This is a genomic window from Plesiomonas sp., assembly GCF_051652165.1.
Lineage (GTDB): Bacteria > Pseudomonadota > Gammaproteobacteria > Enterobacterales > CAMTGL01 > Plesiomonas.
In genome coordinates this window covers 492,178-508,938 of record NZ_JBOFTR010000016.1, presented here as the reverse complement: position 1 = coordinate 508,938, position 16,761 = coordinate 492,178, and the positions used below count along the sequence as shown (strand labels likewise).

General features: G+C 46.8%; 12 protein-coding genes. All 12 read left to right on the top strand.

Features of this window, described 5'->3' with window-relative positions:
• Positions 1–2: 2 nt before the first annotated feature.
• From tssF to ACRC53_RS11840, 12 genes are read left to right on the top strand one after another with little or no spacing between them, the layout of a single operon-like run.
• On the top strand, positions 3–1,769 hold the full coding sequence (gene tssF / locus ACRC53_RS11895) for a type VI secretion system baseplate subunit TssF (RefSeq protein ID WP_438643607.1): 1,767 nt from the start codon (positions 3–5) through the stop codon (positions 1,767–1,769).
• Complete coding sequence (tssG, locus tag ACRC53_RS11890; protein ID WP_438643606.1) at positions 1,733–2,731, top strand: type VI secretion system baseplate subunit TssG; 999 nt, start codon at positions 1,733–1,735, stop codon at positions 2,729–2,731. The genes tssF and tssG overlap by 37 nt, the downstream gene beginning before the upstream one ends.
• A 2-nt stretch (positions 2,732–2,733) precedes the next feature.
• On the top strand, positions 2,734–3,963 hold the full coding sequence (gene tagH / locus ACRC53_RS11885) for a type VI secretion system-associated FHA domain protein TagH (protein WP_438643605.1): 1,230 nt from the start codon (positions 2,734–2,736) through the stop codon (positions 3,961–3,963).
• Complete coding sequence (tssJ, locus tag ACRC53_RS11880; protein ID WP_438643604.1) at positions 3,963–4,478, top strand: type VI secretion system lipoprotein TssJ; 516 nt, start codon at positions 3,963–3,965, stop codon at positions 4,476–4,478. Before tagH ends, tssJ begins: the two co-directional genes overlap by 1 nt.
• 2 nt (positions 4,479–4,480) lie before the next feature.
• Positions 4,481–5,821: a type VI secretion system baseplate subunit TssK gene (gene tssK / locus ACRC53_RS11875; protein WP_438643603.1), complete on the top strand. Its 1,341-nt coding sequence runs from the start codon at positions 4,481–4,483 to the stop codon at positions 5,819–5,821.
• An 8-nt stretch (positions 5,822–5,829) separates the two neighbouring features.
• Positions 5,830–6,606, top strand: coding sequence for a type IVB secretion system protein IcmH/DotU (gene icmH / locus ACRC53_RS11870; protein ID WP_438643602.1), 777 nt, complete (start codon positions 5,830–5,832; stop codon positions 6,604–6,606).
• Positions 6,607–6,638: 32 nt separating this feature from the next.
• Entirely contained in the window at positions 6,639–9,314 is a 2,676-nt protein-coding gene (tssH, locus tag ACRC53_RS11865) for a type VI secretion system ATPase TssH (RefSeq protein ID WP_438643601.1), read from the top strand.
• Positions 9,315–9,316: 2 nt separating this feature from the next.
• On the top strand, positions 9,317–10,858 hold the full coding sequence (locus tag ACRC53_RS11860) for a sigma-54 interaction domain-containing protein (protein ID WP_438643600.1): 1,542 nt from the start codon (positions 9,317–9,319) through the stop codon (positions 10,856–10,858).
• A complete protein-coding gene (gene vasI / locus ACRC53_RS11855) occupies positions 10,855–11,481 on the top strand; it encodes a type VI secretion system-associated protein VasI (RefSeq protein ID WP_438643599.1) in 627 nt (208 codons plus the stop codon). The genes ACRC53_RS11860 and vasI overlap by 4 nt, the downstream gene beginning before the upstream one ends.
• A gap of 8 nt (positions 11,482–11,489) precedes the next feature.
• Positions 11,490–12,923: a type VI secretion system protein TssA gene (gene tssA / locus ACRC53_RS11850; RefSeq protein WP_438643598.1), complete on the top strand. Its 1,434-nt coding sequence runs from the start codon at positions 11,490–11,492 to the stop codon at positions 12,921–12,923.
• A 58-nt stretch (positions 12,924–12,981) separates the two neighbouring features.
• Positions 12,982–16,437, top strand: coding sequence for a type VI secretion system membrane subunit TssM (gene tssM / locus ACRC53_RS11845; RefSeq protein WP_438643597.1), 3,456 nt, complete (start codon positions 12,982–12,984; stop codon positions 16,435–16,437).
• 15 nt (positions 16,438–16,452) lie between these two features.
• Positions 16,453–16,740, top strand: coding sequence for a type VI secretion system PAAR protein (locus ACRC53_RS11840; protein WP_438643596.1), 288 nt, complete (start codon positions 16,453–16,455; stop codon positions 16,738–16,740).
• The last annotated feature ends 21 nt before the right edge of the window (positions 16,741–16,761 follow it).

The following is a 16,761-nucleotide window of genomic DNA, read 5'->3' as shown; positions in this document are numbered from 1 at the left end:
TTATGCCGTTGGAACAATATTTCAAGGATGAACTGGCTTATTTGCGTTTGCAAGGCCGTGAGTTTGCAAGTGAACACCCAGATTTAACCCGCTTTCTTTCCGAGCAAACTACTGACCCTGATGTGGAGCGTTTGCTGGAGGGGTTTGCTTTTTTAACGGGAAGTTTGCGAGCAAAAATTGAAGATGAATTTCCAGAGCTAACACATGGCTTATTGAGTCTATTGTGGCCTAATTACTTACGCCCAGTGCCCAGTATGACCATCATGCAGTTTTCGGTGATCCCTGGCGCAATTATGCAACCTACGCAGATAAAGCGTGGTTCTCAGTTAGACAGTTTACCTATTGATGAAGTGACGTGTCATTTTCAAACATGCCATGACACATGGATTTATCCAGCGGACATTCATGATATTAACTCACAAAGTGGTAATGATTTTTCGACTATTTCGGTAGAAATTCGGCCACACACTCCATTATCGGTGTCTGAACTACAGTTAGATAAATTGCGGTTTTATCTTGGCGGTGATAATTACTCTGCAAATGAACTATACCATTGGTTATCTACCCAGTTGGCCTATATTGAATTAGAAATTAATGGTCAACGTGTTAGACAGCCTGCATCCCTATTAAAACCGGTTGGTTTTGAACCGCATGATGCATTGCTGCCGTACCCGAGTAATGTTTATTCTGGTTATCGAATTTTACAGGAATTTTTTTGTTTTCCAGAAAGCTTCCTCTTTTTTGGCTTTTCAAATACTAACTGGTCTTTACATACTTCACGAGTGAGCCAATTTACACTGCATTTTTGTTTTGAAAGGCCACTACCGGCAGGGCTTCATATTCGTTCTGATTCACTATTACTCAACTGTGTTCCGGCAATTAATCTGTTTTCGTACGACAGTGAACCGATTAATTTCAACGGTCGCCAAACCGAATATCCGCTAAAAGTCAGTTATCGTTATGCTGATAGTTTTGAGATTTTTTCAATTAATAATGTCGAGAGTTGGGCTCAAGAGTACACCGGCCGCTCACGGGGAGCTGTGCGTGTTTATCAGCCGTTTGAAAGTTTCCAGCACCAGATCGAGCAAGCGCATGGGCGATTAGCGCTGTATTACCGGAGTCGGGTACGTGAAGCCGTCAGTGGTGGTGGATTTGATTATTCACTTTCGTTTGTACGTAGTGATGAGGTTGAAATGCAAGGCGTTGATGAGTCTATCTCAGTCTCGCTAACCTGTACTAATCGTGAGAAAGCCTCACAGTTACCGATTGGCGCGGTGTGTGTTCCAACCGGCAGTTCGCCATCGTTTGCTACGTTTAAAAATTTGCTGCGGCCTACCCGTCCGTTAAGACCGATATTGGATAGTCGTCTTCACTGGGCATTGATCTCAAACTTATCGCTGAACTACGTCTCTTTGCTGCATAAAGAGGCATTAATACAGATCCTGCGAACCTACGATTTTCCTGCGCTGCAGGATAAACAGGCGGAATTGATATCGCGTAAGCGGCTGGCAGGAATTGAAAAAATAGAGACGCAGCCAGTAGACCGATTGGTACAAGGAATGCCCGTACGTGGCCTTAAATCGGTCTTGTCTCTTCGACAAAGTGCTTTTGGCAGTGAAGGCGAATTGTATCTGTTCAGCACGGTATTGGCACATTTCTTCTCTTTATATGCCAGCGTGAATGCATTTCACCTGCTAGAGGTGATTAATCTTGATAGCAAGGAGTGCTACCGATGGCCGGTGCAGATAGGTCAGCACGCTCTAATGTGATTCGGTTTGATAATGCGTCGAGCTTTAATTTTTTTCAGCTAGTAGAGCTGTTATGCCGTTTGGAGTGCATTGATCAAGAAGCACTATCAGATTGTCATCCTAAGCATGAAAAAATCCGTTTTACGTCAGCCGCTTCACTGGGGTTTCCGGCTAGTGATGTCTTGAATCTTGAACAAGACTCTGTGGGTCGGCATCAGTTAGAAGTGGCATTTCTTGGGTTACAGGGCAGCCAATCACCTCTGCCGGGGTATTACCTTGATGAACTGGCTTGGGATTATGCGCAGGGAGCGCCGAAGCTTGGATTATTTTTAGATTTTTTTCACCACCGTTTACTGATGTTGTTGCATCGTAGCTGGCGTAAGTACCGTTATCACGTGCGATTTCAACATGATGGTGGTGATGGTTTTTCCCGCCTGATGTTTGCATTGGTTGGGCTGAGTAATTCGGCTGTACGTGAAAATCTACCCATTAATCGCGCCAAAATGCTCTCTTATGCTGGCATGTTGGCCAGCCCAAGCCGTTCTCCACAGGTTGTAGCTGGGCTGATTTCTCACTGTTTTGATCTCGTTGATGTAAAGGTAATGGCTTGGCAGCCACGCAAAGTGGCGATTCATACTGAGCAGCAAAATCGGTTAGGAAACCTGAATACCGTTTTGGGTAACGATTTGATCCTTGGGGCATCAGTGAATGATTGTGCCGGAAAGTTTCTTTTGCAAATTAACAAACTGAGATTTTCTCAATTTTTGAGCTTGTTACCTAATGGCTCGCTTTTTCAGCCGCTGGCTCAATTTGTTTCTTTTATTTTGCGGGATCAGTTGGCATGGGATCTGTGCCTGAGTTTTGGTGATAAACAAGCCTGCGGATTATGGTTGGGTGATGAGCAAAGCAGTCGGCTGGGATGGAGCAGTTTTTTAGGGCAGCCCCCGCATAATCCCAATGTGACGATTTGCATGCAGGAGTAAATATGAACGGAATCAACCAGCAACTCTCTTTAGTTGTGCTAAATAGCGAACAGCTCGATGGCCATTCATTAGTGCAATATCGGTTTGATCAATATGGCGGCACGCTTGGTGCCGCAGATCATGATGACTGGTGTTTAACTGATCGTTTAGGGGCCGTGTTGCCCTCTCATGCTCGTATTGAGCTGCATGATGGCCGTTTTTGTTTAAGTGATTTAAGTGGGCAGACATTTATTAATGGCGCAACAGCACCCATTGGCCGTCATCGTAAAGTGTATTTGGAGCAGGGTGATGAGCTGTGTGTTGGCCCGTTTCGTTTGCGTGTGTATCTCGGCGCTATGCGAAGTAAAACCAATATTGAGCAGACTCTGGAAAATCATGTAACAGATGAACTAGATAACTGGTTAGCCGGCGATCTTGAATCACCTATTGAGGGGCGTGATGCTTTACTGCAAAGCGATCCATTACAGGCTTTGGAACGAGAGCAAGCGAGCTCGTTGGCAGCCTTACTCAAACATCCGGTAACGGAACACTCGGTATTAATGTCTGCCATTTCTGCACCCCTTTTTTCAGCTATCGAGGACACCATGGATCAGGAATTCATTGATATGCCGAGCATTGATCACCCGTATGCCCTATCAACTGAAGAGGATGATGTTGATCATGTGGCACTCACACCGCTTATGCACGGATTAGGTCAGCGGCTACAGACTAAAGATAGCCAGCAAGCGCATGAGATGCTCGAAGAGATCGGCAAAACGTTACGTGCAATGGTAGAGGGGCTGCTCACTTTGCAGGTTGAACAGGCGGCCTTGGCAGATAAGCACCTTCGCCCGATTGAGGATAATCCTCTGCGTTTGGGGCTAGATTATGAGGCGACATTGGCGTTGTTGTTTGCTGATGGTAAAAGCCCTGTACATCTGTCTGCGCCTGCTGCGGTCAATGAAGTGCTACGTAATGTACGGATACACCATATTGCTAATCAACAGGCTATAGCGGCTGCGCTGGACAATATTTTGCAGGCATTTTCTCCGCAAGCGTTGTTAGGGCGTTTTACTCACTATCGCCGTACTAGCTTATCAATGGAGCATGAAGAGGGCTGGGCATGGACGATGTATCAACACTATTACCGTGAACTGACCTCGGTACGCCAGCAAGGGTTCGATAAATTATTTCATCAAGTTTATGACCAAGCCTATGACCGAGCTGTGCGTGAACAGCAGGAACAGTTCTGATGATGCGGACATTATGGTTTGTACTGTGGCTATTTTTACTGGCCGGTTGTACTACGCTCGGCAAAATAACCGATGTTGTGATCAATCCGGATATACAAGTGGGTAGTCATGCAGATCAACCCTCGACCGTAGGGTTGACTTTGCTCGCAGAGCCCGATGTTAATCCGAATGAGAGTGGTGATGCCGCCCCAATAGAGTTTCAGGTACTAATGCTATCAGAAGACTCACGTTTGCTGGCTACTGACTACGATCAGGTGACAGATGATGTGGCGAAAGCCTTAGGGAAAAATTATATAAATCATCAAGATTACACGTTATTACCTGGGCAGTTTAAGTATTTACCACCGGTGGTACTGGAAGAGGGTGTTCGTTATGTCGCTGTTATCGCTCGCTATTCTGAGCCTGATCAGGCTGAGTGGCGCAAGGTGGTAAAAGTGAATTATACCGGGCGGGCTTATCAGATTCTGGTGCATCTGCGTCAGAGTGATGTTGAACTGCAAAAAGAAGAAGAATAACCATGTCGAGCCGAAATAAGGTGATTTGGCGCGAGGGGTTGTTTATTAAACCTCAGCATTTTCAGCAGCAACAGCGGCATACTGATCACATATTGCATGCCCGTTTTAGTGCATTGAGCGATTATTTTTACGGATTACAATCTCTGACGCTTAATGAAGAGTACCTCGGATTTGGTCGGATAGCATTGGTGAGTGCCCGTGGTGTCATGCCTGATGGTACGGTATTTAATCTTCCGGCTGATGATGTGCTGCCACCTCTGCTAGAGATCACTGATGTTTCAGTGGCCAATCAAAAGATTTATCTGACTCTACCTTTATCTATCAGTGGTGTTAAAGAAGTTGGGGAGGTGGGGCATGCTGTTGCGACAAGAATACAAGCAAGCCGTCATGATATTAGGGATCTGCACAGTGACAGTGGTGATGTGACCTCACTGGAGGTGGGGAAAGTAAGTCTGCGTTTGATGCTTGAGCGAGAAGATCGTAGTGCGTATGCAGCCATTGCGATAGCCCGAATTAGGGATAAACGGCCAGATGGCGGATTGGTGCTTGATCCGAACTTCATGCCTTGCAGTATCAGTATTTCTGCTATTTCAGCGTTGAAACGCTTTTTAGGAGAGTCGGCAGGTCTGGTTGTTGAACGAGCGCGTAGTTTAGCACAGCGTTTAGCTGCACCTGGCCAGCAGGGTGTGGCTGATGTTGCAGAATTTATGATGTTGCAACTGCTCAACCGCGCGCAGCCTCAGTTATCTCATTTGGCGCGCCTTGATACATTACATCCAGAGCGGCTACATGAAGCATTGGTGCAACTGTGCGGTGAGTTGATGACCTTTACGGATGAGTCTCGTTTACCCCCTGAATTTCCTGCATATCAACATGATGAACCACAAACGAGCTTTGAGCCTGTGATGTTGGCACTTCGTCAAGCCCTCAGTACCGTGCTTTCACCAAAAGCCGTCTCTATTCAGTTACGAAAGCATCAGCATGGTGTGCTGGTTGCTGTTATTGGGGATCGGGAGTTGATGACCCGTGCTGAATTTGTGTTGGCGGTGCGTGCGCGTATGCCACAAGAGCAGCTGCGTAAACAGTTTCAGCAACAGACCAAAATAGCCTCCAGTGAGAAAATCCGTGAACTTATCAATTTACAACTGCCGGGTATTCCCTTACTGCCTCTGCCGGTTGCGCCACGCCAATTGCCTTACCACGCAGGTTACAGCTATTTCCAATTAGATAGGCAAAGCCCTGCATGGCAAATGTTGGTTCAAGGCAACACATTGGCTTTCCATATCGCAGGAAGTTTTCCTGAGTTAGATATGCAATTTTGGGCGATTCGCAGTCAGGGATGAAGCGATTAATGACCACCGACATAATCAAACATGAGCAACTCAATGATCTTTTATACGACCATGCTACTCAGCTCGATTTCGATTCTGATTACTGGTTTCGTCTTCGTGGGTACAGTATGAATCCGATCATTGATGCGGTAACCCCACTGTTGGGCATGGTGTTACGCATTCGACAACTTTCTAGTCATGATCAGGTTGCTGAACTTTATCAGCGGGTAGTCACTGAAATTCAGGCTATCGAACAGGAGCTGATCGCTCATGGATATGAGAATGGTATGGTGCTCTCTTTTCGTTACATTTTGTGCACTTTTATTGATGAAGCGGTGATGAGCCAAGAGTGGGGCAGCTTGAGTGAATGGTCGGAACACTCTTTACTTACCCGCTTTCATAATGAAACGTGGGGAGGTGAAAAGGTCTTTGTACTGCTAAACAAATTACAAGAAGACCCAGCTCGTTACCGTGAGGTACTGGAGTTTATTTATCTGTGTTTGTGTCTTGGATTTGAAGGGCGTTATCGCGTGATGAACCATGGGCGTGAAGAGTTTGAGCGGGTTGTTCGGCAGTTGCACCACCAATTGAGTGTAGATTGTGATGATTCCCCAATAGTCTTTCATCTTAATTTAGGACAACAGATTTCGAGTTCACCATTAAAACCGGAAATTTCATTACGCAGTCTATGTATTGGAACGGTCATTACTCTGCTAGGTATATTCATTTTTTATTATAGCCGGTTAGATAACCAGACTCAGGATGTGCTGCGTCAGTTAAATGAATTATTGAAATAAGTTTAATTAAAATAAGTTAAGGAGAACTTGTTTTGATTCGTATCGAACTGCCTGTATTGGTGGAAAGACTTAATCCTGTGTGTCGGCATATGCTCGAAGAGTCTGCGGCCCAGTGTGTCAGTCATCAGGGCGCTGAGATCCGTATTGAGCACCTATTGCTCAACATGGTAGAGACCCCTCTAAGTGATGCCAGAATGATTATGCAGCGCGCCGGAGTAGACATTGTCGCGCTACGTACATTGTTGCAACCTGCCAATACGAGCCATGCTTTCGAACCAGGATACCCCGCTTTTTCACCGCTGCTGGTGGAATGGATACAGGATAGTTGGTTGCTCGCATCCGCCCAATTTAAGCATATTCAGTTGCGAAGTGGGATTTTGTTGCTGGTACTGCTAATGACACCCTCCCGCTACCTGCCTACTGCTGTTGTTCGGCTGTTGACGGTCATTAATCGTGATTTGGTGCATCAACAATTTGATGAGTGGGTTAGCGAGTCAGCCGAAACGAATATTGAACCTGACATTAAATCAGTTTCTACAGATAAAGTGGCTGTGCTGGCCGAAGCGTCATTACTGGGAAGGTTTACACAAAACATTACCGAGTTGGCGCGCAACAACGGTATTGATCCGGTACTGTGCCGAGATCATGAAATTGATTTGATGATTGATATTTTATCCCGCCGCCGCAAAAACAATCCGATAGTGGTCGGTGAGGCGGGTGTCGGTAAAAGCGCGCTTATTGAAGGGCTGGCACTGCGGATAGTGGCCGGCCATGTGCCAGAAAAATTACGTGATGTCATACTGCTGTCTCTTGATTTGGGCGCGATGCAGGCCGGAGCATCAGTAAAGGGTGAGTTTGAAAAACGCTTTAAAGGGGTTATTCGGGAGGTTAATGCGGCTAAATATCCGGTGATCCTCTTTATTGATGAAGCGCATACGTTGATAGGTGCGGGTAATCAGGCCGGTGGGTTGGATATCTCTAACTTGATTAAACCGGCACTGGCACGTGGTGAGTTACGCACTATTGCAGCAACAACATGGCATGAGTACAAAAAATACATAGAGAAAGATGCCGCGCTTTCTCGCCGTTTTCAGCTGGTGAAAGTGAATGAGCCTGACATTGAGCAGGCCATTACTATTTTGCGTGGTCTACGTGGGGTCTATGAAAAAGCACACGGCGTACTGATTGATGATGCTGCATTACAGGCTGCCGCGCAGCTCTCTGCCCGTTATATTTCCGGTCGTCAATTGCCTGATAAAGCGATTGATGTTCTCGATACTGCCTGTGCTCGGGTTGCGATTAATCTGACCGCTCCCCCGCGCGTGATTAGCCATTTACAAAATAGGGTGCATCAGCGCGAATTAGAAATTGCTCAGTTGGAGCGTCAGTGTGTCATCGGATTAGGCCAGCACTCTGAGCGTTTAGATACTCTACATATAGAGCAACAGCAGGCTTGTGATGAACTGACCCAGTTGGACATCTGCTGGCAGCAACAAAAATCACAAGTACAACAAATTGTTGCGTTGCGCTTGGCGTTGCTGGATACGCTAAAACCCAATGGCAAAGCGCCACCCTATTCCATTAATAAAATAGATGATGATGCTCAGGCACAGATGCCGGTACAAGCGCAGGCGAGTGCATTGGCGTGTTTGGAAAATGAACTGGTGATGTTGCAGCAAGAGTCGGTACTGATTTCTACGCATGTCGATACAGCGCAGATTGCCGCTGTCATTGCTGAGTGGACCGGTGTTCCCTTGAACCGGATTTCACACAGTGAATTGGATGTGGTGACACGATTGCCTGAGTATCTTGGGGCTCACATCAGAGGGCAAGATACGGCTATCAACCACTTGCATCGCCATTTACTGACGGCACGTGCTGATTTACGTCGTCTCGGTCGTCCTTTGGGCACCTTTTTATTGGTTGGCCCCAGTGGTGTTGGCAAGACTGAAACGGTGGTACAGATTGCTGATCTGATGTTTGGTGGGCGGCAATATTTAACGACCATCAATATGTCTGAATATCAGGAAAAACATACCGTTTCGCGTTTAATTGGCTCACCACCAGGTTATGTCGGTTTTGGTGAAGGCGGTGTGCTAACTGAGGCCATTCGACAAAAACCGTACTCTGTAGTGCTGTTGGATGAAGTAGAGAAAGCACATCCAGATGTGTTGGATATTTTCTATCAGGTATTTGATAAAGGTGAACTGGCAGATGGAGAGGGGCGGGTTATTGATTGTAAGAATGCGCTATTTTTCCTGACCTCAAATTTGGGTTATCAAACCATTGTGGATTATGCCAATACGCCGGAGAGTTTCTTCTCTGAGAGTCTGTTAGATGCGCTGTACCCAGAACTGGCTGCATTTTTCAAACCGGCTTTGCTGGCGCGTATGGAAGTGATCCCATACTTTCCGCTAAACCACGATACATTGGTTGCAATTACCCACGATAAATTGTCCCGTATTGAAGCTCTGTTGCATAGCCGTTTTGCTGCTACTGTTCTCATTGAACCTGCGGTGTATGAGGAGATCTTACGTCGCGCCAAGCGCAGTGAAAATGGTGCTCGGATGCTTGAGTCGGTGATTGATGGTGCTTTATTGCCACCTGTGTCACTGCAACTGCTGCAACATGTCTCCGTTGGAAAGGCTATTCGGCAGATTAGCTTTCGTGTTGTTGACGATGAGTTTGACGCTGAGGTGGTGTGCTAAATATGCAACAGGCACTCGAATTTGCGTTATCTCTGACTCAGACGCGTGATGAACCGCTGCTTTGTCGCTGGTTGTTGGATACTGTCCGGCAGGGTTGGCAGCCGCAAGGAGCATTGCTGGCAATGCTCGATGTCAGTGGGCGCATGCTCCAATGTCATGGCTGGATGGGAAAACGGACGGTGGCGTTTGCGTTGAAAGCCGATGACTTTAGTCATCCACTGGCATTTGTACTTTGTCATGATCAAGTTAGAACATGGGATTCGCTGCACAGCGGAGTGAGGATTGGGCATACGGGTTTACGCAGCATGCTGGCGGAAGCCGGTGCGCGGTGTGGTATGCATTGCCTGCCGTTACATGGGCAGAATGCAAAGCCTGTCGCGGTATTGGCGCTGTTTGATACCGCGCAGCACCTGTCAGGCTGGCAAGAACAGGGAAAACTGGCTTTATTAGCACAGGTGTTTACTGGCCAGCTGACATTGCTTAGAGATTTAGGACAGTCACGCCGTGGTGTGAGTGATTTGCAAGACTCGCTGCGTTTGATTCGTGGTGAAAATAAGCAACGCCGTCAGCAAGATGCCTGTTTAAACGATGCACTCATTGGTCAGTCTCGTGCCATTCATCAATTGCGTGAACAGATAGCACAAGCGGCGGGTCATCGTCTGAATGTCATGATTCAAGGGGAAACAGGGTCGGGAAAAGAGGTGGTTGCACGTTTACTGCATCAGTATTCTGAGCGTGCCGATAAACCATTTGTGGCGATTAATTGTGCAGCCATTCCTGAAAACTTGATTGAAAGTGAGCTATTTGGTTATCAAAAAGGGGCATTTTCTGGTGCGTTAAATAATAAGCATGGGCTGGTGGCTCAGGCAAATGGTGGCATCTTATTTCTTGATGAGGCCGGCGACATGCCGTTGAGTATGCAGGCTAAATTATTACGCGTATTAGAAACGCGTTACTTTCGGCCATTAGGCGGAGAGAAAGAGATTTATTCTGATTTTCGCCTCATTGCTGCCACTCACCAACCTCTGATGCAGCGAGTCACTGAAGGGGTATTTCGGCAAGATTTATACCACAGGTTATGTCAGTGCATGTTGATGGTGACACCGTTGCGTGAGCGGCCAGAAGATATCAGTCTGCTCAGTGAGTATTTTATTGCCGATTTTGCTCGCCAAGAAAGGAAGACCTTTGGCCCATTGCACCGTAATTTCCTCAAACAGTTAGTGGGATATGACTTTCCGGGTAATGTGCGTGAGTTACGTAATTTACTGGAAGTGGCTTGTGCTCATACTCCATCAGGGCAAGAGGTTACGCTAAATGCATTATCACCAGAGAGTCGTCATCGAATAAGTACCGATTTGAATCAAAGCGATGATGATTTTTGCCATATTAATAATCTGCGTGAGGCATTACAGCAGTATGAAACTGCAGTCATAGAAGCACGTTTGCGTTACTTCCAAGGAAACCGCACCCGCGTTGCAGAGAGTCTGAATATCCCCAAGCGAACCTTAGACCATAAGTGTCAAAAGCTGGAGGTAAACGGATGAAGCTATGGATAGCCATTTTTTGGATGTTAAGCGGAGTGTTATTACTGATAAAACAAGCAGATGCTAAATCTGTTTTACCTACACAGTGGCAGCATTGTCGTGAACAACCCGCCCCTTTAGTTCGTCTGGCATGTTATGACGCGATAGCTGATGTACCCGCGCAAAGTGTGTTTGGCGCTCTTTCCGAACCGCATTCGGCAGCATGGCATGATATTCAGCAACAAGAAACGCAGCGTAGCGGTGACTCTCCGTTGTTTATACTTGGACATAAGCCTGATTCTGATGCGTTATTGTTGACCCGTCCGGCACTACGTGGCGCAACGCTGGCAATCAGTTGTGCCGATGTGATCACCCGAATTTGGTTACGATTAGATGCACCATGGCCAGATACTCAGGTTATCGCGCAGACCGATGATCTGCCCGCATCGAGTAACTGGTTTGTGCGCGATAAAGGCAGGTTGCTGGAGTTTGGTCGTGGATTACCGGCCATTGAGGAGCTTAAGCTCTGGGCAGGTCAGCAGGTATTAACGTTGCAGGCAAAAAATAAAAGGATGACTGTACGCGTAGACCTCAATGGATTAGCTGATGCACTGCGCCCTCTGCGTCAGCAGTGCCGCTGGTAGGTGATAATATGACTGATTCACATCCATGGTGTTTACGTTTATTGGCTCCGTTACCAGACGAAATGATACCGCTTCCTATCTCTGCCGATAATCCAATATGGGAAACGGTAGATACCGAGTTAGTTAAGCTCGGATCTTTGGCTCATAGTCAGGTGGATCTAAATAAAGTGGCTGATCAGTGTTTATCTTTGTTCGAGACACAGACCAAAGATATGCGGGTATTAGCACATTTGCTACGTTGTTTGCAGCACCCTGCCAACGTAGCATCGTTTACCACCGCATTGTTGCTGCTCGATTGTTGGATTCAGGCATACTGGGTGTCTGCTTGGCCAGTGAATCCGCAGCAAAAGTTACGGATATTTAACCAGATAATTAAACGGTTTGAGGGGATATTAACGCGGGTATGCCACAGTGCATCGTCAGAACAAATAGAACACCTACTGAATTTAACCCTGCGGTTGCAGCAGCATTGGCTGGAGCTTGTGCCAAATCATGGTGTGGCGCTAGAAGCGTTGCTTGCTGGTTTGTACCACATACAACGCCATCAACAAGAACAAGCTCATGCAGATAAAGCCAACATAGATAAAGACGGCAATACTCAAACAAAACTCTCTACCCCGCAACAAAGTGCTTTTTCTGTTTCCCCTATCCCTGTATCAGTCAGTTCAAATGCACAGGTCATGAATAGTTGCGATGATCGGCAATGGCGTAGTCGCCAAATGCAGATGGCCGAATTATTGATTGAGCAACAGCCTGAAAGCCCGATAGGTTATCGCCTGAGGCGTAATGCACTGTGGCATGGTATTACTGCCCCCCCTTTAATCAGTAAAGGGAATAAAACCCCGTTATCGCCGATGTCGCCAGACCGAATTAATGAATATCAAACGGCTTTATCGCAAGCTGATCAGACATTATGGGAGCAGATAGAACAGAGCCTGACACTCTCCCCGTATTGGTTTGATGGGCATCATCTGTCAGCTCAGGTGGCGGTGAAGCTCGGTTATGGAGCTGTCGCTATCGCAATGGCTGAGGAGCTTGCCGCGTTTTTAAATCGGCTTCCGCTGTTACGTGAACTCACCTTTAGTGATGGTTCGCCTTTTTTAGGCAATGCGTGCATTCAGTGGTTACAAACCACATTAGCTTCTTCTGAAATGGCAGGAAAAAGCAATCCTATCACGGATCTGCAACGTTGTTTTCAATCTCAGGGGCTGGTCGCAGCACTGACTTTGTTAAATGACCGCTTGAGTCAACTGAAAGAACCACGAGCACGTTTTTATCATCAATTGGCGGGGGCTGATTTACTCGCAGCAGAAGGGATGCCAGCTCTGGCAGCCCAACAGTATCAAACTCTGTGGCAGGAAGCCCAGAGTTTGGGGCTGGCACAATGGGAGCCGGGTTTGGTAACACGCCTTGCTCATTATGCGACCTTGCGGTCGAACTGAGACATTCGGAGTTGAATGGTCATTTATGTTCAAAACCCTTTTAATCTTCATAAAACAGATGATGCCGCGTTTCCCTGCGCCATGGATTGCCACGGGTATTTTCTTTTGGGTGTTGATGCTGATTTTGGTGTGGTGGCAGGGGCCTGCTCTGAACATCATGCAGAACAAACCACTGGCTGGTGTGTGGGCTAGAGTTGTTTTTACATTGGTCTGGTTATGGCTGATCTTTGGCATCACCTCTTGGTGTATATGGAAAAAGGTGAAGCAGCTTAAAGCTGAACAACATATACAAGAGAGTATGGAGTCTGACCCGGTTCAGTCATTGGTGGATGCTCAACAGCAATTTTTAGACAGCTGGTTACAGGTGCTACGTGAGCATGTTGGCTCACAGGTTTTATATCGCCAACCTTGGTATCTGGTGATCGGTTTATCTGGCAGCGGTAAGAGTAGTCTTATTCATCGGGCAAATCCGGCCAATAAGTTAAACCCTCGCTTGGAAGCAGCATTGCGTGATTACGCACCCGATCTGCATGTCGACTGTTGGGTGGGAGAACAGGCGGTGATGTTAGATCCTCGTGGATATTTGTTGGATCACAGCCCTACCCGTGGTGAAAAGGAAGATAACAGCCATGAGCGGTTGTGGTTACATTTGCTTAATTGGTTAAGTCAGCATCGCCATCGGCAGCCGCTTAATGGCGTGGTTTTGACACTGGATCTGGCTTGGTTAGCACAGGCAGGGGTTGCAGAGCGTAAAGCTTATGCTCAGTTAATGCGTGCCCGTCTGCAAGAGATGAGCGCCAACATGCATACTTGTTTGCCGCTGTATATCACGCTGACTAAGTTGGATATGTTGCATGGTTTTGATGTTATCTATCAGCAGTTAGACAAAAATGTGCGCGAAGCTGTGCTCGGTATTACATTCAGCCCAGATGCGGCGTCTGGTGACTACTGGTTACAGGAGTTGGCTATATTTTGGGAGCAATGGCTGGCCCATTTGAATACGCATATGCCGACGATGATGTTAGGGGGGCTTGATGCTTCGCAGCGCAGTGCTCTGTTTTTATTTGTCAGGCAACTTGCGGGTATAAAAGATTATGTATTGGATGTACTTGGTGAGATGTTGGATGAAAAAGAGCAAAAAAGCTTCTTGATACGCGGGGTGTACACCAGTTCAGTTTATCAACAAGGTGTCCCTTTTGATGCTTTTATGCATGCAACAACTCACCGTTACCAATTATCCGAACCGGTTTATTCTGCGTTACGTGGTGAATCAAATACCTTTTTTGTGCGTCGTTTGTTTGCAGACATTATTTTTCCTGAAGCAGATTTAGCCGGTGAGAGCCGCGTATATGCATTGCAGCGGCAGCGCAGGGTGTGGGCAGGAATTAGCGGGCTTTTCTTTTGCAGTGTGTTGTTGATTGCAGGCTGGCAGCACTTCTATCACATAAATGATACGGCTGTGCGTAATGTACTGACTAAGACGCAATCGTTTACTTATGCAGAGGAAACGAGTGGCCAGCAAGAGTTTGGTTATAACCAACTACCGCGTTTGAACTTGATTCGTCAAGCCACACTCTCTTTTGGTGATTATCGTGAAAAAGTACCGTTCTTCGTCGATCTTGGTTTATATCAGGGTAATAAAATAGGGCCTTATGTTGAAAAAAATTACCTTGAACTGCTGAGTTTGCGTTTTTTACCGGCAGTGATGCAGGGCTTGCTCGATGATCTGAATCAGGCCCCGGCAGGCAGTGAGCAGAAGCTGGCTATTTTACGTGTCATGCGGATGCTCGATGACGCATCTGGCCGCAATAAGACGGTTGTTGAACAATTTATGGCGCAACGTTGGCAACGTGCGTTCCCAGAGCAAGGGCAGGTGCAAGAGCAATTGATGCAGCATCTGGATTATGCTTTGCAGTATACAAACTGGAACGGGGCTCGCCAGCAGAAAGATTTGGCGGCTATTGCTGCTTTTATTCCCTTTCAAAAACCGATTTACAATGCCCAGCATGAGCTAAGTAAATTGCCGATGTCTCAGCGGGTATATCAAAATTTGCAGGTTAAAGCCGATGATCAACTCTCTTCAGAGCTGATGATACAAGATGAAGTCGGCCCGATTTTTGATACGGTTTTCGCCTTAAATCATGATGCTGCAGGGAATATTCCACGCCTGATGACGTGGTCTGGTTTGAGTGATTTCTATCTTAAGCAAGATAACGCGCTGCTTGAGTTGACGGAGATGGACAGTTGGGTACTCGGCCAGCGTCAGCAAGTGCATTTGAGTCAGGCTGATCGTGGTGAGATTATCCGTCAAGTGAATGATCGTTATGTGGCTGATTACATCAATCAGTGGCAAACGTTGCTGAGGGATGTGGATATACAACCACTGACCAGCCTTGAGCAGGCACTGAGTGTTATTTCGGCAATTATCAGTAATGACCAACCGTTTCAACGCGTGTTAACAACGCTCAATGAAAACACACAGCGTCGTCAACAGGCTGGTGAGAATAGCCAGATATTGACAACCCGCATAGGGCAGCCGTTTATAGCCAGTAATGCGGTATTGGTCGCAGCTGGTGAACAAGAGCCATTGATTCAACAAGTTAATCAAAAAATGACTGAGTTATACCACTATCTTGATCTGATTGTGAATGCAACAGACCCCGGTCAGTCGGCGCTGAAAGCCGTACAGTTACGATTAAACAATAAGTACTCAGATCCGGTCTTTGCACTACAACAGTATGCCCGCAATCTGCCTGTACCACTGGATCGTTGGGTCAGTCAGTTGGCGGAACAAAGTGCACAGTTGGTGGTTGATTTGGCGATCTCTTCTCTGAATCAAGCATGGTTAGATCAGGTTATTGTGCCGTTCAATACTCAGTTGGCTGATCGTTACCCGTTTGATCCCTCTTCAACCAAAGATGCGCCTCTTTCTGAAATAGAGCGTTTTTTCTCTCCAAATGGCACATTAAACAGTTTTTATCAGGCCAATCTTAAACCGATGGTTGAAGGCGGATTGATGGATGCTGATTTAGGTTCGCCTATTCAGTTGGAACTGTTAAAGCAACTGGAGCGGGCAACACAGATCCGAGAGACCTTCTTTAATAGCCAAGGATCATTAGAGGTACAGTTTGCGTTAGAGCCAATTGAACTGACGGCCAATAAACGCCGTAGTGTTCTGAATCTTGATGGCCAATTGTTGGAGTATGCCCATGGGCGGCGTAATAAAATCCCCTTGATCTGGCCGAATTCGATGCGTGATGGTGCGGAGAGCAAGATTACTCTGGTGCCTGATAATCAAGAGAGATCTCCTCGCAGTGAAGGGTTTATTGGCCCTTGGGCGATGTTTCGTTTGATACAAAATGGTGAGCTAACGCAGGTGAATGAGGCGACTTTTGATGTGCGTTTTCCTGTTGATCAAGGTGCCATGACATACCGCGTGTACGCAGATGCTAGCTATAATCCGTTTGCGGGTGGGTTATTTAGCCAATTCCGCTTACCAGAGTCACTCTATTAATTCAGGGAGAAGTGCATGTGTCCTTCAATTGTGTTGCTTGGTGATCTGGGAACCGATCATGATGGTTTTCACCCTTCTCCCGTGATAACGGCAAGTTCAGATGTCTTTCTCGATAGTAAACCACTTGCTCGGCAAGGCGATGCATTGCAGCCACATGATAAACCCGGTAGCCCACCGCATCCACGCAGCATCTCTGGAGGTATTGATTCGGTGCTAGTTAACGGCAAACCGATTGCAGTGACCGGAAGTACTGTTGGTTGTGGTGGTGTGATGATTGGTAGCAGCAGTGGCAAGGCAGGGTAATGTTAAAAATGATAATCCAGC

What these genes read in the sequence shown, in the direction of transcription:
- tssF (WP_438643607.1), top strand. Translation starts at nt 3, where the DNA reads ATGCCGTTGGAACAATATTTCAAGGATGAACTGGCTTATTTGCGTTTG.
- tssJ (WP_438643604.1), top strand. Translation starts at nt 3,963, where the DNA reads ATGATGCGGACATTATGGTTTGTACTGTGGCTATTTTTACTGGCCGGT.
- tssK (WP_438643603.1), top strand. Translation starts at nt 4,481, where the DNA reads ATGTCGAGCCGAAATAAGGTGATTTGGCGCGAGGGGTTGTTTATTAAA.
- ACRC53_RS11840 (WP_438643596.1), top strand. Translation starts at nt 16,453, where the DNA reads ATGTGTCCTTCAATTGTGTTGCTTGGTGATCTGGGAACCGATCATGAT.
- tssG (WP_438643606.1), top strand. Translation starts at nt 1,733, where the DNA reads ATGGCCGGTGCAGATAGGTCAGCACGCTCTAATGTGATTCGGTTTGAT.
- vasI (WP_438643599.1), top strand. Translation starts at nt 10,855, where the DNA reads ATGAAGCTATGGATAGCCATTTTTTGGATGTTAAGCGGAGTGTTATTA.
- tssA (WP_438643598.1), top strand. Translation starts at nt 11,490, where the DNA reads ATGACTGATTCACATCCATGGTGTTTACGTTTATTGGCTCCGTTACCA.
- tagH (WP_438643605.1), top strand. Translation starts at nt 2,734, where the DNA reads ATGAACGGAATCAACCAGCAACTCTCTTTAGTTGTGCTAAATAGCGAA.
- tssM (WP_438643597.1), top strand. Translation starts at nt 12,982, where the DNA reads ATGATGCCGCGTTTCCCTGCGCCATGGATTGCCACGGGTATTTTCTTT.
- icmH (WP_438643602.1), top strand. Translation starts at nt 5,830, where the DNA reads ATGACCACCGACATAATCAAACATGAGCAACTCAATGATCTTTTATAC.
- ACRC53_RS11860 (WP_438643600.1), top strand. Translation starts at nt 9,317, where the DNA reads ATGCAACAGGCACTCGAATTTGCGTTATCTCTGACTCAGACGCGTGAT.